Here is a 25,250-nt window from a genome sequence, read left to right as displayed (position 1 = left end):
AAGAGCAATCCACGTCATAGCGGAGGTAATCTTCCTGATCCGCATCCACATATACAGCTCAGATTACCTCCGCCTAAATAGCATCGTTATGATTTTCACATCCTGCGGTTAACTTAATTTTGTCATAGGATTTACAGGAACCCCATTCTTTGTCAGTTTGAAATAAACATTGCAGCCTTCTACCACAAAGTATTTCGTAGGAGCTGCCACGCTGCCGATGATATCGCCTTTATTCACATAGCCGCCCTCCGATACCGTAATATCCTTAAGCTGTCCGTATGTGACTTCGTAGCCTCCGCCCAGCTCAACAACTACTCCATTGCCGATTTCGGGGTCGGTAAATACGCTGATAACCTTTCCGGCTGCCGCTGCCGTAATCGTCTCTCCTTCTACTGCGGAGATGATGATGGCAGGATTATATTTGTACTGCTCCAAGGTGGGAAAGTATACGGTCTTGTCCATACTGTAATTAATGAGTATGTTGCCTACGATAGGCCATGCCAGACTGTCACCATCGTTAAAGGTAAGCGCAGGCTGAATGGAAGTGGCGATAGCCATGGTATCTTCCATTTGCTCTAAGCGTGCCGTATCGATGGTCTCGTCGAACATTCCTTCTTCGTTTTTGTCATTTTTTTCCTTATCCTTACTGTCTTTGTCATCCGTGTTCTTCTTTGTTCCCTTCTGAAGGGCATCATTTTCTGTCTGCGCGGTCTGTGCATTTTCTACGTTTACCGAATTGGTCTCCTGATAATAAGGATCGTAGTCCAAGTCATCGGATGTCACCACGTCTCCTGAATCTTCCGTTCCCTGAACGGTATTATTATCCGCCAATTCATTTGTCTCATTTTCTATCGAACTGAAATCGACTACATAGCCGTCGCTTTTTTCTTCGCTCCTGCCCCTTACAAACAGCCCTGTCACTGTAAGCGCCGTAAGCACAAATACCGATGAGAACAGCATGATGGCTTTTTCCCTTTTCGCACTGGATCTATTTCTTCTTCTCATATTGATTCCTCCTAAAGATTTTATCCTCACCGATAGTCTTGCCGATTTCGCGTTCTTTATTCAGTTTTTTCTATCACAATATCTGTAAAAAAATAGTTTAATATATCTACGAAATCGCTTCCTTTTTTTGCCGCTTCGTTAGCCGCATATTGGCAGAAGCCAAGCCCATGTCCCACACCTTTTACTTTTATGACAACTGTGTCGTTAATAATCGCATTGTTTTCAAGTTCTACCGTAAAGCAGGAGGAATTCAAGGAGAATATCGAACGGAACGTCTCTCCTGACATGGAGAAATTGCCCGCTTCTATCTTCGTCACATAATTCGCCCTGTCTCTGTCTATCCGCAGTATATCCGTAAGCTCTTTTCCTTCTTCCCAGACTATTTCAGGATATACCTCCTGCAGCCTTAAAAAAAACGCGGTTTCATTTATTCTGACAGTCTGCACATATTCATCCGCGGTAAAATCCCTTTCACACATTACCGATTTCAGGTACGGATACTCTGTGCTTTTTAAAACCTCGTTCCCATTCCTCGTCATTCCGGCGCTGAGTGCGAAATAAGGAGCCTTGATAGGCTTTTCCTTATAAGTCATATACATCCCCTTTGTACTGTTTACGGCTGCCCTGCATTTCTCATATTCTTCCCCGTCTGTCATGGCAACAACGCTTTCCACGTAAATATATTTTTTACCGTCCTGCTCCTTGCTATTCACAGGAGTGTCTCCCTCCTGTTCCAATCCGTCACGATATGCCTTCATAAGCTCTGTCCGCAGAATCACCGCCTGTGCTTTTAAAGTCTCCGGTTCGCAGCTTGTATCTATGGTCGCCGGGAGACGGCAGGCGAGATATGTTTCCAGTGGCATTTTTTCCGTTCCTGCCAGAGTGGTATTGCATACGATAAAGCTTGTGCTCTCCTGCGTCTCTTCATATTCCGTACTAACATTTCCAAAGAAAAAGGCAACAATATAGGGGAACAAAAAAACAAACAAAAGAACCGCACCCATATCCCGGTAATCGGGGGTGGATACGATTCTCTTATTTTCTATTATTCGCTCAGCAATTCTATATTTTTTCATGGGACACCTCTAACCTATTGTATGAGAGGATATCCACTTTCTATACTTATATTTTTCAGCTCATCACATCCAGATGCGTCCTATCGTCCCCATGGCACGTCACATCCAGATGCTGTATGCTTCCGGCACCTCCGTTCTCATACAGGAAAAGGCCGGTTCGCCTTATCATCCCATTAGTCTCATTGCTTGCGGAGGTAAGGGAAAAATCTGTGGATACGTTCGTAAGGCAGATAGCTCCTACGTTTTTCTCCGACAATTTATAGCATTTGTCACCGTTTTCATCCTTTATCCAAATACAAAGCTTGTCCCAAATCTCATCGGCCTCGTCAATCCAGCCGTTACCGTCGCAGTCATACGCCGCCAGGTCTGAAAAGCCGTTTCCTGACTTCGCACCGAAAAGCTCGCTCCCATCGTTAATGAGTCCGTCCTCATTCTTATCCAGAGCCAAATAACCGCTGCCCTTGCCCAGCCTGGAAATCTTATCCTTCACGCCGTCCGCGTCGATGTCAAAAAAGAAGGTCTGGTCGGTAAGCTCTGCGATATTCCCATCCAGATTGATTACGAGAGGATCGCACATCCGCGACTGTATCTGTGTATAATTCTCTTCGTAGTATGAGGAAAAGCTTCTGCTCATCTCCACATCGAGATTGAACTTAATTTCCCTGCCGTCTGCACATTTTACGGTACCCGTGGTGGAAAAGGAGGTATTCTCTTCTTCCTCGAAGTAAATTTCCTGATGATAATAAAGAACCTCAGTAACCGGCTGCGAAACGGAATTCTGAAGGCCTCTTATCTCGCTCAGCATCTCCGTATAATCCCATCTTTTAGTTTCTCCAAAAAATATCTTTATCAGATATTGCAGGCAATTTTGTCTGACTGTACTCAGCGCATCTCTTTTATTCGACAAGTAAGACTGGCGGCTCACTTTGGAATAAGAGCTCATTTCCCGCAGCTTTTCCTGCAGGGCATTCTTCTTCTCTTCCGCCGTCTGCTCCTGTGCTTCGCCGTTTGTTCCCGTACCGAAAATATCCCCGGACTGTCCGTTATCTCTTAAAGGGCCGGCCGTGCCGACAAGGAGTAAAGCGCTTGTTTTTCTTGATGTAAATGAACTGTAACTTCTTTCGGATTCCATTCCTATGATCGAGGAATTAATAATCAATTTCTGCTCCTTTCTAATACATAAAAGATGGCATCTATCAAAGTAACGAAGTTACATTTAATAAATACCATCCATGGCTTAACGATATTATATTGCCGGACAGGTCCTCGGCCGAAGAACTTTGCCCTGCATATAATATATCGGATATTCGCAGAAATACTTTACATCACTCTGTTATAATTGATCAGGCAGCCCCTCAGAATAATCTGACGTTCTTCATCGGTAAGCTCCCCTAACGACAACTCGAACTTCACCATATCGCTTTCGCCTATTACAAAGGCCGCGATGCTGTCCGCTTTTTCTTCTACTGCTTTCTTAATATCAGGTATGAAAATATAATCCAGGTTCTTGAACGGAAGCTTCTTATCGTCCTCCTTAGTGATAAAAGGAAGCATACCCCAATTGATCAGATTGGAGCGATATCTTTTCGTGGCATATTCATTAGCTATATTCGCCCAGCCTCCCAGCACCTTCTGGCAAGAAGCCGCCTGCTCTCTGGCAGAACCGTCGCCCGGTTTTACCGCGAAAATAGTGGAGCCGAAGCCGATATTGCCTTCCCCTGCATTGGGGTAGGCCTTATGAATTACTGCCATTACCGGCTTTAATTCCGGCTTTGCTTCCAGCGGACACTTGCCTTCCATAACTGCCGTCTGTGCCGTCTGAATATCCTTGGCACGTCCCACGTAAGCAGGATCCTTTCTGGACAATGTGAATTCCGCAAGGCCCAGCGGATTGGAGCGGTAAGAAGACGTCTCCCCGGAAGGGATCAGCTCATCTGTAGTGGTGATCGGATCGTGTATCTCAGAAACTACGCGAAGCACCAAATTCTCAGGAAGCGCTCCCATCTTCGGCCAGTCCTTAATGTTAGGGCCGAATTGAATCTCTACATCGGGATCCGCCACTCCCTTCGAATCGAATACGCGGTTCGAATAAATGTTGGAATCGAAATGGTATTTATACTTGCCGATAGTTCCATCGAAATCCGTGGCTGCCGTAAGGATTCCTTTGTTCGCGCTTGTTGCCGCGATAGAGCGGGCATCCATCAGCGCTACGGAAGAAATCTGTCCGTTCTGCAGCTTGGAGCCTTCTCTGTTAGGGAAGTTTCTGGTGGAATGGCGAATGCTGAATGCGTTGTTCGCCGGCGTATCGCCTGCTCCGAAGCAGGGGCCGCAGAAAGCAGTCTTAAGTATCGCGCCCGTCTCCATAAGAGACGCCGCGCGGCCATTCCTGATAAGCTCCATATAAATCGGCGTGGAAGCGGGGTATATGCTTAAGGTAAATCCGTCGGCGCCGATATATGCCCCCTTCAGAATGTCCGCCGCCGCACAGATGTTTTCAAATCCGCCCCCGGCACAGCCTGCGATGATACCCTGATCCACATAAAATTTGCCGTTTTTTACTTTATTTTTCAGTGTATAATTAACCGCTCCGTCCAGACTGACTACCGCCTTTTTCTCCACATCGTCGAGAATATCGTCTAAATTGGCATTCAACTCTTCAATCGTATAGGTGTTGCTGGGGTGGAAGGGCATCGCGATCATCGGTCTGACCGCGCTTAAGTCTATCACGATCATGCCGTCATAGTATGCCGCCTCACCCGGCGCGAGCTCTTTATACTCCTCTTTCCTGCCGTGTATCTCATAGAACTCCTCGATTTCCTTATCCGTTTTCCAGATGGAAGAAAGGCAGGTGGTCTCCGTAGTCATTACATCGATACCGATCCTGAAATCTGCGCTTAAGGAAGCAACGCCCGGTCCGACGAATTCCATTACTTTATTTTTCACATAACCGTTAGCAAATACCTTACCGATAATAGCAAGAGCCACGTCCTGAGGTCCTACGCCCTTTACCGGCTCACCGGTCAGATAAACGCCCACTACCTCCGGCATATTTATGTCATAGGTCTGATTCAGCAGCTGCTTCACCAGCTCCGGTCCGCCTTCTCCCATCGCCATGGTTCCCAGCGCACCGTAACGGGTATGAGAATCCGATCCAAGAATCATGCGTCCGCCGCCTGCAAGCATCTCTCTCGCATACTGGTGGATGACTGCCTGATGAGGAGGGACATACACTCCGCCGTATTTCTTCGCACAGGAAAGGCCGAACATGTGGTCATCCTCATTAATGGTACCGCCTACCGCACAAAGGGAATTGTGGCAGTTCGTCAGCACATAAGGAACCGGGAATCTCTCCAGTCCGGACGCGCGCGCCGTCTGTATAATACCTACAAATGTAATATCGTGAGAGGTCAATTTATCGAATTTTATTTTCAGCTTGTCCATGTTACCGGAGGTATTATGCTCTTTTAAAATACCATAGGCAATCGTTTCCTTCGCCGCATTTTCTTTATTTATGTCTTTACCTGTCTTGCTCTTGATTGCTGCCTGCGCATTTCCATCATCGGGAATCAGTTCCGTTCCATTCAGCAGATATGCGCCGGTTTCATATAATTGTACCATGCGTATTCTCCTATCTTTTCTTTCATTATCTATACAATTATAAGGTAAAACCAAAATACATGCAATCAAACTTTTAAAGTATATTGCTGTGTGAACAATAACTAAAGCACCTTCTCCAACTCCTCCACAATAATCTGAAGCGCCTTTATGCGCGCGTATTTCTTATCCCTGGATTCCAGAATATGCCACGGAGCATAAGTAGTGCTGGTTTTCTTGATCATCTCGTTGACCGCAAGCTCGTAGGCATCCCATTTTTCTCTGTTCCTCCAGTCCTCCTCCGTAATTTTCCATTGCTTTTCAGGCGTATTCTGCCTTAGCTCAAAGCGTTCCAATTGAGTATCCTTGTCGATCTGCACCCAGAATTTAATAATAACGGCACCCCAATCGGCCAGCTCCTTCTCGAACTCATTGATTTCATTATACGCTCTCTTCCAGTCATTTTCGCTGCAGAACCCTTCCAGACGTTCTACCATGACACGCCCGTACCAGCTTCTGTCGTAAATAGCGATGTGGCCCGTCTTGGGCAATCTCGTCCAGAAGCGCCACAGGTAGTGCCTGGCCTTCTCGTGAGGCTCCGGGCTGGCGATGGGATGTACCTCAAAGCCTCTGGGATCGAGAGCTTCCGTTATCCGCTTGATGTTGCCCCCTTTTCCCGCCGCGTCCCAGCCTTCATAAACGATGATCACCGGCACCTGTTTCCTATACAAACGGTTATGCAGTTCTCTGAGGTGCTCCTGAAATCCTTTCAGTTCTTCCTTGTATTCTCCTTCCTCGATTCCCTTGTCTAAAGGAATCTCAGAAAGCTTCGGCATATTCACAAGAGGAAACACGTTCTGCAGGAGAGGGACAGCCAGCGCTCTGTTCTGCAAAGCGATATCAATTCCTTCCGTAAGCGTCTCCAGCATTTGAAGCTCCGCCCATTTCTTAGACTTTGCGTCGATGATATACCACGGTGCGGAGGGCGCATTCGTCTCCTCCAGATAGCGGTCAAATACATTTACACATTTTACGTAATTCTTATTCTGCCATTTGTCGTTGTCGCTCACGCGCCAGCTCGTATCTATGGAGGATAGGAGATTATCAATTCGTTTTTTCTGCTCTTTGTCGCTGATATGCAGAAAAAACTTTACAACCAGATAGCCGTTGTCCGTAAGCTGCCTTTCGAAACGCCGGATGCTCCCGATACGCATTTCATAATTTTTTTCCTCTATTTTTTCATGAAGACAAAGCTTAGTCACTTCATCCATCCATCCGGATTCCAGAAACATGAATTTGCCGGCCTCCGGAATCTTGGAAAAATAACGGTATAAAAAAGGCTTTCTCAACTCTTCTTCGCTTGGCGTATTCATGGATACCACCTTGAAAAAACGCGGATCTATGTTGCGGATGATCTGTCCGATGGTACTCCCCTTTCCGGCTGTTCCCCAGCCCTCCGCCAGGACGAAGACCGGAAGCTTATGCTCCTTTATGAGCATCTGCTGTGCAAACAGCTTCTCCCTCGCCGCATCCAGCCTCATCTTTAATTCTTCCTGCGAAGGCTTCTCCAGTATATTTCTATTCTTTAACATGACGCCACTCCCTTTCTTTTTCTTATCTATCTTATTAATATATTTAATATATACCATTGTTTGGAGCTATTACCCAAATTATACTCTCCGCACGCGTAGCTGCGCATCCTGCACGGTGTGCTTTTTGTGCAGCAGGAGCACTTTCCTGTTACGATTAGGGTGTCAAAAGGTCCTTTATAAATACATTCTGGTCAATATGACCAAAACAAAAAGAACGACTGCGCCTATGTAAATATTTAGAAGTTCTTTCTCTGAATATTTGTGCCAGAACAGAAAACAAAACTGTTTGAGCGCAGCGAGTTTTTTGTTTTCTGGTATGTTTGGCGCGAATAGACTGAGAATTAGAACTTCTTATATATTGGAATTCGGAGCAGGAGTCTTTTTGTTTTGAGCATATTGACTTGAGACGTTTGCAAAAGGACCTTTTGACGCCCTAATCCTATTACATGACGAAAGTGCACCTTGAAAACGACTTTTATGTCAGATCAAGGTGCACTAAGTTATCATTATTTATCTTTTTTAGATGGCAAAACCACCTTATCCAGATGCCATATATCCTTCACATATTCCTCAATAGTTCTGTCTGAGGAGAACTTGCCTGAGCAGGCCACGTTTAAAATGGCTCTCCTGGCCCATCCCTTTTCATCCCGGTATGCTTCCTCTACTTTTTTCTGTGCCTCCGCATAGTCCTCGAAGTCCTTCAGAATAAAGTACGTATCCGCCTTAGCTGTGCTCAAAGTATTTAACAGCGAATTGTAAAGCGGACGGAACAGATCCGGATCGTTCCTGGAATAAGTGCCGTTAATCAGCTGCATCAATACTTTTCTGACATCGGAATTGTTGTTGAATATTTCCATCGGGTCATAACCGCCGAAGTTCTCATAGTGAATGACTTCATCGGAGCTAAGGCCGAAGATAACCGCATTCTCTTCCCCTACCTCTTCCACTATTTCCACATTGGCGCCATCCATGGTTCCCAGAGTGATCGCACCGTTAAGCATGAATTTCATATTGCCTGTTCCGGAAGCTTCCTTGCTGGCCGTTGATATCTGCTCGGAAACATCCGATGCGGCAAAAATAATTTCTGCGTTGGATACCTTATAGTCCTCGATGAATACGACTTTGATCTTACCGCGGATGGAAGTATCGTTGTTGATTACCTCACCTACCGCATTGATAAGCTTGATGGTCAGCTTCGCATTGACATATCCTGCCGCTGCTTTCGCGCCGAAAATGAAGGTTCTCGGGTAGAAGGACATCTCCGGATGCTCCTTTAGCTGATTGTAAAGGTGCATAATATGAAGAATATTCAAAAGCTGCCTCTTATATTCGTGAAGCCGCTTTACCTGAACGTCAAAAATCGAACGCGGATCTATCTCAATGCCGTTATGCTCCAGAATATATTCCGCCAGGCGGATCTTATTCTTATACTTAATGTTCATGAACTCCTGTTTTGCCTTCTCATCGTCCGCATAGACCTTCAGCTTCGTCAGTCTCGTCAGATCGGTAACCCATTCCGGACCTATATGGGAAGTGATCCAGTCCGCCAGAAGCGGGTTCCCATGGAGGAGAAAACGCCTCTGGGTAATGCCGTTCGTCTTATTGTTGAACTTCTCCGGCATCATCTCATAGAAATCTCTAAGCTCCTGCTTTTTCAATATTTCCGTATGCAGTCTCGCCACACCGTTTACCGAATAGCCGGAAGCGATGGCAAGATGTGCCATTTTAACCTGACCATCATAAATAATCGCCATTTTGCGGATTTTTTCCTGATTTCCCGGATATATCTGCTCTATTTCTTTCACGAAGCGCCGGTTAATTTCCTCTACGATCTGATAGACCCTGGGCAGCAGTCTGGAGAACAGTTCGATGGGCCATTTTTCCAGTGCCTCCGCCATAATGGTATGATTCGTATAGGCGCAGGTCTTCGTAGTGACCGTCCACGCATCATCCCATGTAAGATAATACTCATCCATAAGGATACGCATCAGCTCGGCAATCGCTACGGTAGGATGGGTATCGTTCAACTGGAAAGTGACCTTTTCATGAAATCTGCGGATATCCCCATGCTTACGCATATACTTTGCCACCGCCTCCTGCACCGATGCGGATATAAAGAAATACTGCTGTTTTAAGCGAAGCTCCTTGCCCGCATAATGATTGTCGTTAGGGTACAGCACCTCTACGATATTTCTCGCCAGATTCTCTTGCTCCACCGCTTTCTGATAGTCGCCTTTATCGAAAGATTCAAGCCTGAAGCATTCCACCGGCTGAGCATCCCATATACGCAGCGTATTCACAATGCCGTTTCCATAGCCTACGATAGGCAGATCGTAAGGGACCGCGTTCACCGACTGATAGCCCTCCTGCTTGAAATTACTTCTGCCGTTCTCGTCCACATATACATTGACATAGCCGCCGAACTTTACCTCCTTGGCGTATTCCGGCCTTCTCAGTTCGAAGGGATTGCCGTTCTCCAGCCAGTTATCGGGCACCTCTATCTGATAACCGTCGCGAATCTGCTGCTTGAACATTCCGTAACGGTAGCGGATACCGCAGCCGTATGACGGATATCCCAGAGTGGCGAGAGAATCTAGAAAACAAGCGGCAAGCCTTCCCAGGCCGCCGTTGCCAAGCGCTGCATCCGGCTCCTGATCTTCTATCGCGTTGATGTCCACGCCAAGCTCTTCCAGAGCTTCCTTTACCGGCTCATAGGCCTGCAGATTAATAATATTGTTGCCAAGCGCCCTTCCCATCAGGAATTCCATGGAAAGGTAATAAACCAGTTTAGGGTCCTGCTTCTCATATTCTTCCTGCGTCGTCATCCACTTATCGACGATTGCATCCTTGACAGCATAGGATACCGCCTGAAATATCTGCTGGGGCGATGCCTCCTCCATACTTTTTCTATATAACGTTTTTACATTATAAACTACACTTCTTTTAAATAAATCCTTATCAAAAGACAGGGTCGATTTCTTCGCCATCTATGTCCTCCTATTTTACCTGCTGTATATGCATGATTATACATTATATGGCAAAAAAATCAACCGTCCGTTAGTACCCACTCCCGTTGGCGATCACCCTTTTACGCTGCCTGTCGTCAACCCGGCAACAAAAAATCTCTGGCAGAAAATAAACACAAGAAGAATAGGAATAAGACTAAATACCGATAAAGCAAATACATATCCCCATTGTGTGAACTGATGCTGTCCGAAAAAACCGGATATCGCAATCGGCAGCGTTCTCTTTAAATTATCATTTATTACAGTATTGGCCCACGGATATTCTTCCCATGCCGTAAGAAAATTAAAAATAGAAACCGATGCAATTCCCGGCTTTGCTAAGGGCAGTATTATTTTGAAAAAGACGGTAAATACACTGCCGCCGTCCATATATATCGCTTCATCCAGTTCAGAAGGAATCGTTTCAACAAATCCCTTGATCATAAACGTTGAATACGGGATTACCCATGCGACATAAAATGGGATCAGCCCCCATAGGTTATTAATTGCTTTCAGCTTAACAGCCAGTTCATACTGAGGCACAATGAGTGTGGTTCCCGGTATTATCATTGTAAGAAGAATAAATGCAAATAGAATCTTCTTCCCTGTAAAATGAAACCGTGCCATGCAAAATCCCAGCGCCGACGCAATAAAAGCCGCAAGCAGTACCGTTATTCCCGATACCAGAATACTATTCAGAAAGTTGATATAATATTTCCCCTGTCTTATGATATATATATAATTCTCTATTGTAAGCTCATCAAGATGAGGAAAGAATCTGGGCGGAAATTCATACAGAGCTCCGTTAGGCTTAAGAGATGTGCTTACCATATAAATCATAGGCATAATAACCAAGCTTAGCATGCTCAGCAAAATGAAATTTATACCTGTCTGTCTCAATGTTTTCTTTGTCATATACTACCTCTTTATTCCTTATTTCTCATCATCCGGAACTGTATAAGTGCCAGACACGCCAGTGCAGATGCTATGATAAAGGACAGCGCAGCCGCATATCCGAATTCCCCTGTGCTAAAAGCTTTATAATACATCCATGTTAAAACAGTATCCGTTTGATGTCCGGGATTTCCTCCTGTAATCATCTTAATGGATGTAAATACATTAAATCCTCCTATGGTAAGCATAACCAGCGCAAACAATACCGTCCCTTTGATCGAAGGCAACGTGATACTGAAGAATTTCCGTATCGTTCCTGCTCCGTCAATAGAAGCCCCTTCGTACAATTCCGCCGGAACAGTCTGCAAAGCTGCAAGAAAAACTACCATATTCCATCCGATACCTTTCCATGTACCGAGCAGCATGGCCACTGCCATTCCTCCGGTACGCGAATCCAGCCATCTGATATTTCCGCGGGTAATGTGCAGAACATTCGACAGAAAATAATTCAAGAGACCTTCTGTATTGAAAATATATCTGAAGACCAATGATGCGATTACCCATGATGTGATTACCGGAAGATAATACAATACGCGGTATCCTACCTTGAAACGTGCCACACCGTTAATCAGCAGTGCCACAAACAAACCCATTATCATCTGAGCCGGAACCGTAATCAATGTGTAATAAATAGAATTCATAAATGCTGTCTGAAAATATTTATCCTTCAGGACAGTTTCGTAATTCTCCAGTCCAATAAATGCCTGTTCAAACATGGACCCAAAATCCCATTCAAAAAAGCTCATTACAAAGAGCTTAACAATAGGATACAATGTAAATATACTGAAAATCAAAACACCCGGGGCAAGCAACGCCGCAATCTGCAGCTTATTCCCCATAACTTTTTTATTCATATGGACACCCTATACTATCACATTGACTTGTTTTCATTCCTATTATATAATTATCTTTAACGCGGCAGCGTGAACCTACCGCATTAAAGATAATATAACAAGGACTAATTAATTAATAGTTCATCGATTAAGACCGCAAGTTCATTCATTGCCTCTTCGGCTGTTTTTTCTCCGTTCATAACTGCTGAAACTGCTATGGAAAGCTGGTTATCAATTTCAGACCACATAGCGACCGTAGGACGTGTTCTCGCATTTTCAAGAGAATCAATAAACGGAGCAAAGTCGGCATATTTTACCGTATCACTTTCCAGTGCCTGCTTATTGACAGGAATCTGTCCGCATTTTGCCATTTCTTCCTGTGCGAACTCGCTTGTCATAAACTTCATAAATTTCCAGGAGGCTTCCTTGTCGGCTGATTTAAACATCGCGATATTTTCGCCTCCCAGAACAGAATGAGAGCCGCCGTCTCCGGAAGGCATCGGTGCTGTTGCGTATTCCATATCGGGATATCCGCCGGCCAATTCTGCCGTTTTCCAGGGGCCATCAAGGATCATAAGATATCTGCCTGTACCAAAACCGTCGGTCATCGGGATATCTCCGTTGTTCCATCCGGTAATAGATCCCGAATCATATAAATCTGCAAGCATTTGTACGGCCTTTATTGTATTCTCGCTGTTAATATAACCGCTTGCTTTTGTCTGCTCCGGATTAGTGATCTCTCCGCCGAAGCTCCAGATAAACGGACATACATTCCACCCCGACAAGCCGGGTTCGCTGTACCCCCAGACCTGCTGTCCATTTTCGTTGGTTCCTGACAGTTGTTTCACTGTTTGTGCAAACTCTTCCATTGTTGAGGGAGCTGACAGCCCTGCAGCCTGCAGCGCTTTTACATTATAGAATAAGATTTTAGTGTTTGTATTAAGTGCCAGTCCATAATAATGTGTCCCTACCCGGGCAGTGCTCATAGCGCTTTCCAATAATATTTCACTTGCAGCGGTAAAATCACTCATTTCCTCATCCAATGCTATCAGAATATCAGTTTTTTGGAATTCCGGTATCCATGCACTATCCAGCCTTGCTACGTCAGGCAGTGTATCGGATGTTGCACTGATGAGAAGCTTATCATGCAGGTCCGCCCATTCATGGGATACGGCATTTACTTTTATGTTTGGATTCTCTTCCTCAAACTTAGGAATTAATATATTGTTCAAGGTTTCATTTTCAGCAGATTCGGCACTATAATGGTGCCAAAAGTCCAAAACAATTTCTTCTGTACTTTCTTTTTCTTCATCCTGCTGAACCACTGCTGCTGTTTCCCCGTCGTTAACGGCGGATTCAGATTTTGCTGGCGATTTACCACAACCCATGACAGCTCCCAAGCACACAACGGTTGTTAGTACAATTGCCAGTATTTTTTTGTTTTTCTTCATTCCCTATACCTCCATAATTTGTTTTATGACTTTCATGGAATACGGCAAAAGCTCTACGGTTACTTTTCCCTTGTATTCCAAAATGTCCCCATTATAAGCGTCTTTTGTATATTCTTTCTCTACCGCATACTCCTCGTTACCGATAAGGTCCACTGCCTTTGAATCCGATAGCAACGGCGCCTGTACGCAAGTTTTAGAATGATTTTTGCTAAACACCGCATATATGACCTCATTTTCATATTTCCTGATGCAACCGAACAATTGCTGACCGGCATCACATATGTTTGTGTGGAAGCTTCCGTACTTCAATGCTTTTTCTTCCTGCCTCAATCTGCTCAGCATACAATACCACCGGAACAGTTCTTTATCCTGTTTTTCTTCTTCCCATATCATGCCCCTTCTGCAGTCCGGATCATTATCCCCTTCCATACCGATCTCATCACCATAATAAATGGCTGGCGAACCAGGAAAAATAAATTGAAAGGCTGCGGCAAGTTTCAGTTTTTTCTTATCTCCTCCGCTTTCCGAAAGAAATCTCGCCGTATCATGACTGCCTAAAAGATTATAGAGCGCCAATTGAAACTCCTTATGATAAACCGCATACATCTGATTTAATCTATGATCGAATTCGTCCACATCAATTTTATCCTTCGCAAAATAATCACATACGGTATCCCGGAAGAAATAGTTCATTATACTGTCTAACTGATTTCCTTCCAGCATTTTATCCGACAGACTCCACGTCTCTCCCAGAAGCAATACATCCTGCTTTTTATTTTTTATTCTCTTATGTGCCTCCTCCCATACGCCTCCGTCCACCTCATCCGCCACATCCAGCCTCCAGCCATCGATGCCGAATTCATCTATCCAATATTCCATAACATTTATAATAAATTTCTTTACTTCTGCATTGGAAGTGTTCAGCTTAGGCATCCATTTATATGCACCGACACATTCATAGGCATTATGCGAGACCACAACCGGATACTCAGTAACATAAAACCACTCCTTATATGCAGATTTCTCTTGCTTCTCCAGTAAATCTTCGAAGGGACCGAAGTGTATTCCCGTATGATTAAATACACCGTCCAGAATAATCCTCATTCCTCTCCTATGGCAGCCCTCTATCAGATCCTTCAAATCCTGCCTGCTTCCGAACATCGGATCTACGTCATAATAGTCTTGTGTTGCATATTTATGATTAAAATCGGCCTTAAAAATCGGTGTCAGGTAAAGGCAGTCTACGCTTAAACTCTTCAGGTAATCCAGTTTCTGTATAATCCCGCGCAAATCTCCCCCCATATAGCATTCTCTATCCGGTATACTTCCCCATGGCACACATTCCTTCGGGTCATTTGAGGTATCTCCATTTTTAAACCGTTCGGGAAAAATCTGATAATACACGATCCCTTTCGCCCAATCCGGCACCGAAATAACATCTCCTCTATTTGCATACAAAAATTCAAAATATCCATCCTCGGGTCTTTCCCGCGTAATTCCATATGCGGAATAGTAATAGCTTCTATCTTCCGCATCCACAAGCTCAAAATAATATTTTTGATACCTGGCGACCTTGCTGAAATATGCGGCGGTTTCAAAATAATCAAATAAATGGTCTCTGGCAAAACACTTCATGGAAAGTATCTGGGGGCTGTCCGTATCGGTACGCGGGAAACAGATTAGTTTACAGTCTTTGATGTCCTCCCTTCCTGTCCTGAGCTTGAAATTCAGACAATTTCTTAAGGAAGGATAAACATATTTATATGAGTTCCTATGTAATACTGCTTCTTTTAACATTCTATTTACCTCTTTTCGAAGAATCTCTTTCTATAAGACTTGGAGAAATTGCAATTTGCTGATTGCCTTGTTCTACTCTTCTGATTTTATTCAACAGCGTGGAGGCCGCCTGCTCACCGAGACTGAACGTATCCACATCCACTACCGTCAAGGGCGGATCCATATATTCTGCAATCGGATAATTATCAAAAGTAACAAGGCCTATTTCTCCGGGAACAGAAATATTCTGTGATTTCAATTCCTTGAGCACTTGATAAGCAATCATATTATTGGAACACAAAAATGCATCCGGCGGGTTATCCCTGACCAGCATGTCTTTTATAATAGAGGATATCCTTTCCATCTCTGTTCCACAGTCGGCAATATATTCCTCGCTGTAAGCAAGTCCATACGCCTTCACGCTCTTGACATATCCCTCTATTCTATTTCTCGCAAAGACCGTTTTTCTGTTTTCCACCAAAATTGACACACGCTTATAGCCGTTCTCTTTCAGATGCTTAACTGCGATCTCACTTCCCATTTCATTATTGATATCCACCCAGCTTACGTCTTTTCCGTCTATCCTTGGCTCTCCCAGAACAACAAACGGGAAATTATTGTCTTTTAGCAATTTCACTAATTTGACTGTCACACTGGAGGTAGGCAATATAATTCCGTCAACTTTTTTCTCCAGTACAAGCTTTTCTACGGCGCTCGTTCCAGCCGTATCCCTGTCATTTGTAATCAAAAGGTTATATCCATGATTCTGTGCTACGGTTTCAATCGCATAAACACTCCTGTTAAAAAAGGCATTGGAAAATGTATGCTCATCTTGTGCATCGATAACAAGCCCCACCGCATATGCATTTCCATTGGCCAGATTCCTGGCAAGACTGTTAGGATGATAATCTAATTCTTCCATCACACTTACAATCTTTTTTTTAGTTTCCTCCGAAATTACCGCATTGCCATTAATGACTCTCGATACTGTAGAGGGGGATACTCCCACTTTTTTGGCTATATCTTTAATTGTTACTGCCATATATGCTCCTTTACGCAACCGTTTGCACGAATTGCCAAAAAAAATAAATTTATGTATCATTATTATCTATGCAACCGCTTGCATACTTATATGATAATCATAAATTTATTTTTTGTCAACACTATTCTGTATATTATTTAATTCCTACAGATACTTAGTTACTGATTACACAGTAGCTTAACACTTGCTGTTAAGCTACGTAAGAACGTGATTCAAGAGATGATTTCTGCTTCGCGTAGCGAATCTGCATGCGGAAATCATGCGTTACTGTGAACGGAGTGAACAGTAGCGATACTTATAATAACATTTTCTCCGTTCACATTCCATTCCTTGGAAACTGCGAACGTTTCACCCGTTACCATTTCATCCGCAAGCACCTTTGCTGATATTATGCTCTCATTTTTCTTAACAATACCTGCAATTTTATCATTTCCGTCAATCGATACCCGGATGTGATCCATAACTTCGAAATCGGCGTCCTTACGCATGGTCTGGATCTTGCTGATCACTTCATATACGAAGCCTTCTTCCATCAGTTCCTCCGTCAGCTCCGTATGAAGCACTACTGTCACCGTATTGTCCGCTTCCGATACGTAGCCCTCCTTCTGACTCATCTCTATCAATAAATCCGCCTTGGAAAGCTCCACTTCCGTACCGCCTATATCGAACTTAAGCACTCCCTGTTCATTCAGCTCATCCATAGCTGCATTGCCGTCGAGAGACGCTAACTCCTTCTGGATGCCGCCCAGCTGTTTTCCGTATTTCGGTCCTACCGTGCGAAGCTGGGGCTTGAAGCTGTAGCTGGTGAACTCCCGCACATCCTCTGTAAAGACTACTTCCTTTACGTTGAGTTCCTCCACGATAATATCCTGATAAAACGCTCCCAGCTCGTGAGGCGCTTTTACGAACATCCTTCCGATAGGCTGACGGTTCTTGATATTTGCCGTATTTCTGCAGGCGCGTCCCATAACGACGATTTTCAGCACCTCATCCATATCCTGTTCTAATTTCTTATCGATAAAGCTCTCATCTTCTTTCGGAAAATCACACAGGTGGATACTCTCCTGCGCGCTCTTATCGATGCTGCAAACGAGGTTTTTATAAATATCCTCGGTCATGAAAGGAATCATGGGAGCTGCACATTTGCTTACGGTAACAAGCGCCGTATAAAGCGTCATATACGCATTGATCTTATCCTGCTCCATCCCTTTAGCCCAGAAGCGCTCGCGGCTTCTTCTCACATACCAGTTGCTCATATCGTCCACGAAGTCGTCCAGAGCCCTTGCAGTCTCAGGAATCCTATAGGCATCCATGTAGGAATTCACATCTTTTACCAAAGTGTTCAGCTTGGAAAGCAGCCACTTATCCATTACAGCAAGCTTATCATATTCCAGAGCGTATTTCGTGGCATCGAAGCTGTCGATGTTAGCGTACAGCACGAAAAACGCATAGGTATTCCAGAGCGTACCCATGAACTTGCGCTGTCCCTCCTGCACCGCCTTGCCGTGGAAGCGGTTGGGAAGCCATGGCGCGGAATTAATATAGAAGTACCACCGGATAGCATCTGCCCCGTAGGTCGCCAGAGCATCGAAGGGGTCTACCGCATTTCCTTTGGACTTGCTCATTTTCTGACCATTTTCATCCTGGACGTGTCCCAACACGATTACATTTTCATAAGGCGATTTATTAAATAGCAGCGTGGATTCTGCGAGGAGAGAATAGAACCATCCTCTCGTCTGATCCACCGCCTCGCTGATAAATTGGGCCGGAAATTGCTTTTCAAAGAGTTCTTTGTTCTCAAAAGGATAATGATGCTGTGCGAAGGGCATCGCGCCGGAATCGAACCAGCAGTCGATCACTTCGGGCACACGTTTCATCGTACCGCCGCACTCCGGGCACGGGATGGTGATTTCATCGATATAAGGTCTGTGCAGCTCAACGGTCTTCGCCTCTTCGTTGCCGCTCATCTGCTCCAGCTCTTCGCGGCTTCCGATGGCGTGCATCTTACCGCAGCCCTGACATTCCCATACGTTTAAGGGTGTTCCCCAGTAACGGTTTCTGGATATCCCCCAGTCCTGAATGTTTTCCAGCCAGTCGCCGAAACGACCTTTACCGATAGATTCTGGAATCCAGTTGATCGTATTGTTGTTGCGAATCAGATCCTCCTTTACCGCCGTCATCTTGATGAACCAAGACTCACGGGCATAGTAGATGAGCGGAGTATCGCAGCGCCAACAGTGAGGATAACTATGCTCGAACTTAGGAGCATCGAACAACAAACCCTTCTTCTCCAAATCCGCCAGAATCATCGGATCGGCTTTTTTGCAGAATACTCCCGCATAGTCCGTCTCCGCTGTCATCTCACCCTTGGAATCCACCAGCTGTACAAAAGGAAGGTCATATATCCGCCCTACGTTAGCATCGTCTTCACCGAAGGCGGGAGCGATATGAACCACACCGGTACCGTCGGTCAGCGTAACATAATTGTCGCAGGTCACATAGTGCGCTTTTTTATGCTGCTTCTCACAGATTTCCAAAGCATAGTCGAAAAGGGGTTCGTATTCCTTGTATTCCAAGTCCTTGCCGGTATAAGTCTCCAATATTTCATAGGCCGCAACGTTCTTCTCTTTATCGCCCAGCTTACCCAGCACACTGTCCAAAAGTGCTTCTGCCATATAATAGGTATAGTTGTCTGCCGCCTTCACCTTAACATACGTTTCCGCCGGGTTTACGCAAAGCGCCACGTTGGAGGGAAGGGTCCAGGGCGTGGTGGTCCATGCCAGAATATAAGCGTCCTCACCCTTTACCTTAAAGCGCGCCACCGCAGACTTTTCCTTCACATCCTTATATCCCTGCGCCACCTCGTGAGAAGAGAGAGGAGTTCCGCAGCGGGGGCAATAGGGCACGATTTTAAAGCCCTTGTATAAAAGCTGTTTATCCCAGATCTGTTTCAGCGCCCACCATTCCGATTCGATATAATCGTCGTGATAGGTGACATACGGATCGTCCATATCCGCCCAAAAACCTACGGTACCGGAGAAATCCTCCCACATGCCTTTATATTTCCATACGCTTTCCTTACATTTCGTAATAAAAGGGTCGAGGCCGTATTCTTCAATCTGCTCTTTTCCGTCCAGCCCTAATTCTTTTTCTACCTCCAGCTCCACCGGAAGTCCGTGGGTATCCCATCCGGCTTTTCTCGGAACCATATACCCCTTCATCGTGCGGTATCTGGGAATCATATCCTTGATAACACGGGTGAGCACATGACCGATATGAGGCTTGCCGTTTGCCGTGGGCGGACCGTCATAAAAGGTGTAGGTCGGACAGCCTTCGCGGTTCTCCATACTCTTTTCAAATATGCGCTCATCCTTCCAAAATTTTTTCGTCTGTTTCTCGCGCTCAACGAAATTCAAATTGGTAGATACTTTCTGATACATTTTCTTCATCCTTTCTGAAACAACGAGCAATACTTTACGTGAATTGCTACTTTGTTAATAAAAACTCATCAAAAAAACCCCGTCCTGTAAAAGGACGAGGTCAGACTCCTGCGTTACCACCTGTTACAACATACGCCCTCTGCTGCATTCAACCTTCGCAAACTTATGGGATATATGATTTCTTTTAACGGAAGAAAACCGGCAACACCTACTAAAGCGCTATCGTCCGGTACGTTTGGTAAATACGTCACCGAATGCTGTTTTGGAGTTGCAGCTCGGAAGTGATATTCCGTATCCTCTTACTCGCACCGGCCTCACACCTTTCGCCGGTTCGCTGTGCCTTTCTTAAGATACTTACTGTCTTCGTCAATGCTTTTTTATTATTATTAAAATTTAATCCATTGATATAAATGAGATTATAAAGCGTGAAACGAAGAATTGTCAAGGGCCAACCGAATGAAAGCTATGGCAAATGTGGAAAATATGTGCTAGAATACTTTATAATTTACAAAAATAGCTTGTCGGACAGTACCGGCAAAATAGGAGGCAGAATGGACAGACAAAATCTGACCTTGCTCACAGACCTTTACGAACTCACTATGATGCAGGGCTATTTCAAAAACAAAAGCCAAAACGAAACCGTAATCTTTGACGTTTTTTACCGTTCCAATCCCAGCGACGGCGGCTACGCGGTGATGGCTGGCTTGGAGCAGGTAATTAAATATATTAAGGAACTTCGTTTTTCTCAGGAGGACATCGGCTATCTGGCAGGGCTTGGAATTTTCCAGCAGGACTTTCTCGATTATCTGAAGGATTTTAGATTCACAGGAGATATTTATGCAATTCCCGAGGGAACCGTTATTTTCCCAAGAGAGCCTTTGGTAAAGGTAATCGCACCGATCATGCAGGCACAGCTTGTAGAGACGGCTATCTTAAATATCATAAATCACCAAAGCCTTATCGCTACCAAAGCCGCCAGAGTATGCTATGCGGCCAGAGGCGACGGAATCATGGAATTCGGTCTTCGCCGTGCACAGGGACCGGACGCAGGAGTCTACGGCGCGAGGGCTGCTATGATCGGCGGCTGTACGGGTACCTCTAACGTTCTCTGCGGACAGCTCTTCGACGTTCCCGTAAAAGGGACTCATGCTCATAGCTGGATCATGAGCTTTCCCGACGAATACACCGCTTTCAAGACTTATGCTGAAATGTATCCTTCCGCTTGTATCCTGCTTGTGGATACTTATGATACTTTAAAATCCGGCGTTCCCAATGCCATCCGTGTGTTCAAGGAGATGCGCAAGGCCGGGGTTCCCCTTTCCTACTACGGAATCCGATTAGACAGCGGGGACCTCGCATACCTTTCCAAGAAAGCCCGCAAGATGCTGGATGAAGCCGGTTTCCCCGATGCGGTCATCTCCGCTTCCAACGATTTGGACGAGTTCCTGATCGACAGCCTTAAGGTCCAGGGCGCTTCAATTACCTCATGGGGCGTAGGAACCAGCCTCATTACTTCCAAGGACTGCCCTGCTTTCGGCGGCGTATATAAATTATCGGCTATCAAGGACAAGGATGGGACCTTCATTCCCAAAATCAAGCTGTCCGAAAATACCGAAAAAGTAACAAATCCGGGAAATAAAAAAATTTACCGCGTTTACGAAAAGGATTCCGGAAAAATTAAGGCCGATTTAATCTGTCTCGTAGAGGAGAGCTTTGACGAAGAGGAATCCCTTCTTCTTTTCGATCCTTTGGAACCTTGGAAAAAGACCAGGCTATCCGGCGGAAGCTATACGCTGAGGGAAATTATGGTTCCTGTCTTTCTGAATGGCAAGTGCCGTTATGAATCTCCTAAGGTTATGGATATCCGGGCATACTGCCAGACAGAATTAGATACTTTATGGGATGAGACAAGGCGTCTTATCAATCCGCATAAGGTATATGTAGATTTATCCAAAAAGCTATACGATATCAAGATTGATTTGCTCGACCGTATGAGTCAATCATAGCACGTCAATTTGTAACAGAAAGCGAGGAATTCACATGCTTAGAATAATTACTGACTCCGCTTCGGATTTGCCGAAGCGGTACGTGGAGGAGCATAAATTACATGTTATCCCTACTCCTGTCGTTATCGACGAGGTGGACTATCTGGATGGCAAGACTATTCAGACTGCTGAATTCTATAATATACTGGACGATACGAAACGGGATGTACGAACCTACCATATTAACCCCGCCATGTTCGAGGAAGCCTTCCTTCCTTATGCGAAAGCCGGAGACAGCATCATTTATCTTTGCTTTTCCACCGGTATCGCAGGCACCTTCAATGCCGCAAATATCGCAAAAACGAGTGTTTTGGAGAAATATCCTGATTTCGATCTGACAATTATCGATTCCAAATGCGCTTCTATCGGCTTCGGGCTGCTGGTATCCAAGCTGATAACCATGCTGGAAAACAATGCTCCGAAAGAAATTCTTATCGAAGCCGCCGACTACTTCATATCCCATATACATCATGTCTTTACCGTCCATACGCTCGCCTACCTCATTAAGGGAGGACGCCTTTCCAAATTCAAAGGTACGATCGCGGAAACGTTGGACATGAAGCCTATTCTCATCGTGGATAAGACCGGAAGCCTTCAAGTCCTTAAGACGGTCCGGGGCCATAAGAAATCTTTGAGAACGTTAGTAGAATATGTAAAGGATAATGCATATGACCTTTCCACCCAAACCATAGCATTCTGCCATGGCGAGGATGAAGAGGCCCTTTCCTTTGTTCTCGGTCTGTTCGAAGAGTTATCACAGCCAATGGACAAACTGATTTCCATCGTCGGCTGCGCCATTGGTGCACATACCGGACGCGGTATTGTGGGCATTTGCTTTTTCGACGCTTCGGACGATAAATACAAAGACTATTTGTAATAGGGAACCTGATCTTGATAAGGAACCTTCGGCGCGCGGCTTTTGGCCGGGCGCCTTTTTGTGTATTCAACAGTACATGCTCTATCGGGACATGGACTGTATCATTTTTGTGAAGCAGCGCCTCGTTTCCCGCTAAATTTATTGCTCCATCTGCCTTCCCAGAAAACCCGATGCAGACAGGATGAGCTTCTGCTCAACCTCTCCCAGTTTCGCTTTTTCATCGTTTTCTACGAGAATTACCGCTCCGATTACGTCTCCTTCGCATATAATGGGGCTGATTGCTTCATGAAAAAATTCTTCTCCGCTGTCGCTGGATATCGGGATGAAATTGCGGTCACCCTTTGACGCCAGTACCGTTTCCCTATTATTTATTTTTTCTTCCAGCTCTCTGCTCAAGGTTTTCCCAAGCAGATTCTTATATCCGCCGGACACTGCGATAATCTGATCTCTGTCGGCGATTAACGCGATATGCCCCGAAACCTGAGCAAGACTCTCTGCATATTGTTTGGCAAAGGTACTCATTTCTCCTATAGGCGAATATTTCTTTAAAATAATTTCTCCTTCTCTGTCCGTAAATATTTCGAGCGGATCGCTCTCCCTTATGCGCAATGTGCGCCTGATTTCCTTGGGTATTACAATACGGCCTAAGTCGTCAATTCTGCGGACTATCCCAGTTGCTTTCATATTCTGTTTCCTCCATTTTCGAAATATTTCAGTCTTTTCGCTGTCATCCTTCTCTATCTCGAGAATCTACAGCGATGTGTTGCTAGTATTTGTAAATGGTGGATTATTATACCTAAATTTTTTCAAAAACACGCACTTCAGACTGTAATTCTTCTCCGACGATTTTACTCTCTTTCGTCTTATCCGTTATCAATGTAATAGAAGATACCAAATCGCTGGTCAGCGCTGCGGTATCGGTAATTCCCTTTGCACTTTCGTCAATGGTACTGGTGATTTCGCTGATTCCATTGTTCATCTCGCCCATAGTCGTTTCCAAACCGGAGGCGCTGCTAAAAAACTCCTCCATAATCTCGTTCAGCCGCTTGGAATCCACGCTGTATTTCTCCAATATCCTTACGAAATTATCGTAATCCGTAAGAATACTCGTATCTACATAGTCCAGCATCCTCTTGGAATTGTCGGCCAGCTTCTCTACGCTTTCGGTGACCAGATTGCTGATGTTCTGGATATTATTCGCAGTACTTCTGCTGTTTTCAGCAAGACTTCTGATTTCATCCGCAACCACCGCGAATCCTTTTCCCACATCGCCGGCTCTCGCCGCCTCTATGGATGCATTTAATGCAAGCAGGTTTGTCTGAGAAGAAATATTGAGAATTTCATTCGTCAGCTCCTGAATCTTTATGACAGACTTGCTCTTCTCGATAGAAGTGCTTAGTCCCTCCTTCAGTTCGGTTACGATGTCATTGGTGCTTTGCTTGGAATTCTCCGCGCTCTCACTGAATTCCCTGGAACGGATTTCTATATCCTGAGACAAGTTTTTCCCATCTTTTACCTGAATATTCATATATTTAATGGCATCAAAAATTTGATTTACGCCGCTGCCAAGCTGTGCCGAGGTGGCCGATACTTCCTCCATTCCTGCCGCGAGCTGCTGCATCGTTGCTGAAAAATCGTTCACGCTCTGTTCGGACTCTGAGACCTGATCCAAAACGATTTCCACCGATTCACCGAGAGATACGGATTTCAACTGGATTTTCTGCATAATAGATTCCAGTTTGTCCAAAAACGCATTAATTCCAAATACTAAGCTTCCTATTTCATCTCTATTGCGGGTAACCAGCCGCTTCGTTAAATCGCCTTTTCCTTCATCTATTTCTGAAATTATTTCATTTAATTGACTGTTTGCCGACTTAATAGGCCTTATAATCGCTATCAGTGTAACGACGACGATGACTGCCCCCAGAAGAAGAATAAAAGCAATAATGCCATAATTGAGCACAGTGGAAAACTGATATTGCGCATTGAGCATATCCGAAGCTGCCACCACCTCCGTACGAATCAATGTATACAAATCTCCATAGGCATTGTCCAGCTGTATTGCCGCTTCGTCCATTTCCGTATTCTGAGCCGCCATATCCTCCATACCGCCTAATGCATCGCCCGCCTCCTGCTGCGCCGTATCAGGCATCATCCTTCCCATCTGGCTGGCCGCCTGCACATATGCCGTATACGCCTCCTGGTAAATATGAAGAGCAGACATGATCTCCTCATTATCAAATACGGACAGCACTTCCTCCAGCTCCGCAAACGCCGTCGCCGCCGCCTCCGCTTCGCTATTGCTGTCCTCGGACGAGCTGTTAACGAACTTCTGTACCCTCTCCACGCTTCTCGCCGTATTGAAAAGCAGCGTAACCGCATCCATATTATCATTGGCGATGATTTGCGCCTTTTCGTTCATATTCCTAATTAAAAATGTACTGGTAATGCTGCCCGCCAGACCCGTAAGCAGCAATATGCCTACTAAACCGAGAATTTTAACGCCTATACTCTTTCGCATAAATTGTTCTCCTTCGTATAATTTGTATCTTATTTAATC

At 45.0% G+C, this 25,250-nt stretch carries 16 protein-coding genes; 2 read left to right on the top strand and 14 right to left on the bottom strand.

The window, feature by feature from the left end; all coding sequences use genetic code 11:
- Positions 1-108 precede the first annotated feature (108 nt).
- The 12 genes from V6984_RS02155 to ileS form a co-directional block, all read right to left on the bottom strand.
- Positions 109-1,005 carry a M23 family metallopeptidase gene (locus V6984_RS02155; protein ID WP_342758176.1) on the bottom strand — a complete coding sequence of 299 codons (897 nt, stop codon included), beginning with the start codon at positions 1,003-1,005 and terminating at the stop codon, positions 109-111.
- A gap of 56 nt (positions 1,006-1,061) precedes the next feature.
- Entirely contained in the window at positions 1,062-2,081 is a 1,020-nt protein-coding gene (locus tag V6984_RS02150; protein ID WP_342758175.1) for a SpoIID/LytB domain-containing protein, read from the bottom strand.
- A gap of 55 nt (positions 2,082-2,136) precedes the next feature.
- Positions 2,137-3,240, bottom strand: coding sequence for a hypothetical protein (locus V6984_RS02145; RefSeq protein ID WP_342758174.1), 1,104 nt, complete (start codon positions 3,238-3,240; stop codon positions 2,137-2,139).
- Between the two features lie 161 nt (positions 3,241-3,401).
- Complete coding sequence (locus V6984_RS02140; RefSeq protein WP_342758173.1) at positions 3,402-5,699, bottom strand: hydratase; 2,298 nt, start codon at positions 5,697-5,699, stop codon at positions 3,402-3,404.
- A 101-nt stretch (positions 5,700-5,800) separates the two neighbouring features.
- On the bottom strand, positions 5,801-7,267 hold the full coding sequence (pap, locus tag V6984_RS02135) for a polyphosphate:AMP phosphotransferase (protein ID WP_342758172.1): 1,467 nt from the start codon (positions 7,265-7,267) through the stop codon (positions 5,801-5,803).
- Positions 7,268-7,773: 506 nt separating this feature from the next.
- Positions 7,774-10,254, bottom strand: a complete 2,481-nt coding sequence (locus V6984_RS02130) for a glycogen/starch/alpha-glucan phosphorylase (RefSeq protein ID WP_342758171.1) — start codon at positions 10,252-10,254, stop codon at positions 7,774-7,776.
- A 93-nt stretch (positions 10,255-10,347) separates the two neighbouring features.
- Complete coding sequence (locus V6984_RS02125; protein WP_342758170.1) at positions 10,348-11,187, bottom strand: carbohydrate ABC transporter permease; 840 nt, start codon at positions 11,185-11,187, stop codon at positions 10,348-10,350.
- An 11-nt stretch (positions 11,188-11,198) separates the two neighbouring features.
- Complete coding sequence (locus V6984_RS02120) at positions 11,199-12,080, bottom strand: sugar ABC transporter permease (RefSeq protein ID WP_342758169.1); 882 nt, start codon at positions 12,078-12,080, stop codon at positions 11,199-11,201.
- A 104-nt stretch (positions 12,081-12,184) separates the two neighbouring features.
- Positions 12,185-13,510: an extracellular solute-binding protein gene (locus V6984_RS02115; protein WP_342758168.1), complete on the bottom strand. Its 1,326-nt coding sequence runs from the start codon at positions 13,508-13,510 to the stop codon at positions 12,185-12,187.
- A gap of 3 nt (positions 13,511-13,513) precedes the next feature.
- Positions 13,514-15,307 (bottom strand): glycoside hydrolase family 13 protein, encoded by a 1,794-nt coding sequence (locus V6984_RS02110; protein ID WP_342758167.1) that lies wholly within the window; start codon positions 15,305-15,307, stop codon positions 13,514-13,516.
- Between the two features lies 1 nt (position 15,308).
- Positions 15,309-16,328: a LacI family DNA-binding transcriptional regulator gene (locus V6984_RS02105; RefSeq protein ID WP_342758166.1), complete on the bottom strand. Its 1,020-nt coding sequence runs from the start codon at positions 16,326-16,328 to the stop codon at positions 15,309-15,311.
- Positions 16,329-16,585: 257 nt separating this feature from the next.
- A complete protein-coding gene (gene ileS / locus V6984_RS02100; protein WP_342758165.1) occupies positions 16,586-19,768 on the bottom strand; it encodes an isoleucine--tRNA ligase in 3,183 nt (1,060 codons plus the stop codon).
- Between the two features lie 551 nt (positions 19,769-20,319).
- On the opposite strand from ileS, the gene V6984_RS02095 reads away from it, so the two are divergent.
- Entirely contained in the window at positions 20,320-21,774 is a 1,455-nt protein-coding gene (locus tag V6984_RS02095; RefSeq protein ID WP_342758164.1) for a nicotinate phosphoribosyltransferase, read from the top strand.
- 34 nt (positions 21,775-21,808) lie between these two features.
- Positions 21,809-22,690, top strand: coding sequence for a DegV family protein (locus tag V6984_RS02090; protein WP_342758163.1), 882 nt, complete (start codon positions 21,809-21,811; stop codon positions 22,688-22,690).
- A 138-nt stretch (positions 22,691-22,828) separates the two neighbouring features.
- Here the strand turns inward: V6984_RS02090 and spoVT are convergent, their stop codons facing one another.
- Positions 22,829-23,374, bottom strand: a complete 546-nt coding sequence (gene spoVT, locus V6984_RS02085; RefSeq protein ID WP_342758162.1) for a stage V sporulation protein T — start codon at positions 23,372-23,374, stop codon at positions 22,829-22,831.
- 112 nt (positions 23,375-23,486) lie between these two features.
- Entirely contained in the window at positions 23,487-25,211 is a 1,725-nt protein-coding gene (locus V6984_RS02080) for a methyl-accepting chemotaxis protein (RefSeq protein WP_342758161.1), read from the bottom strand.
- Between the last annotated feature and the right edge of the window lie 39 nt (positions 25,212-25,250).

The sequence above is a fragment of the Kineothrix sp. IPX-CK genome (assembly GCF_039134705.1).
Taxonomy (GTDB): domain Bacteria; phylum Bacillota; class Clostridia; order Lachnospirales; family Lachnospiraceae; genus Kineothrix; species Kineothrix sedimenti.
Note: the sequence above shows the minus strand (reverse complement) of the source record. Positions and strands in the feature narration are given on the sequence as shown.

Bases quoted from the DNA above. Each gene is read 5' to 3' on its own strand.
- V6984_RS02080 (WP_342758161.1), bottom strand. From the start codon at position 25,211: ATGCGAAAGAGTATAGGCGTTAAAATTCTCGGTTTAGTAGGCATATTG.
- V6984_RS02140 (WP_342758173.1), bottom strand. From the start codon at position 5,699: ATGGTACAATTATATGAAACCGGCGCATATCTGCTGAATGGAACGGAA.
- V6984_RS02095 (WP_342758164.1), top strand. From the start codon at position 20,320: ATGGACAGACAAAATCTGACCTTGCTCACAGACCTTTACGAACTCACT.
- ileS (WP_342758165.1), bottom strand. From the start codon at position 19,768: ATGTATCAGAAAGTATCTACCAATTTGAATTTCGTTGAGCGCGAGAAA.
- V6984_RS02155 (WP_342758176.1), bottom strand. From the start codon at position 1,005: ATGAGAAGAAGAAATAGATCCAGTGCGAAAAGGGAAAAAGCCATCATG.
- V6984_RS02125 (WP_342758170.1), bottom strand. From the start codon at position 11,187: ATGACAAAGAAAACATTGAGACAGACAGGTATAAATTTCATTTTGCTG.
- spoVT (WP_342758162.1), bottom strand. From the start codon at position 23,374: ATGAAAGCAACTGGGATAGTCCGCAGAATTGACGACTTAGGCCGTATT.
- V6984_RS02150 (WP_342758175.1), bottom strand. From the start codon at position 2,081: ATGAAAAAATATAGAATTGCTGAGCGAATAATAGAAAATAAGAGAATC.
- V6984_RS02110 (WP_342758167.1), bottom strand. From the start codon at position 15,307: ATGTTAAAAGAAGCAGTATTACATAGGAACTCATATAAATATGTTTAT.
- V6984_RS02105 (WP_342758166.1), bottom strand. From the start codon at position 16,328: ATGGCAGTAACAATTAAAGATATAGCCAAAAAAGTGGGAGTATCCCCC.
- V6984_RS02090 (WP_342758163.1), top strand. From the start codon at position 21,809: ATGCTTAGAATAATTACTGACTCCGCTTCGGATTTGCCGAAGCGGTAC.
- V6984_RS02115 (WP_342758168.1), bottom strand. From the start codon at position 13,510: ATGAAGAAAAACAAAAAAATACTGGCAATTGTACTAACAACCGTTGTG.
- V6984_RS02120 (WP_342758169.1), bottom strand. From the start codon at position 12,080: ATGAATAAAAAAGTTATGGGGAATAAGCTGCAGATTGCGGCGTTGCTT.
- pap (WP_342758172.1), bottom strand. From the start codon at position 7,267: ATGTTAAAGAATAGAAATATACTGGAGAAGCCTTCGCAGGAAGAATTA.
- V6984_RS02130 (WP_342758171.1), bottom strand. From the start codon at position 10,254: ATGGCGAAGAAATCGACCCTGTCTTTTGATAAGGATTTATTTAAAAGA.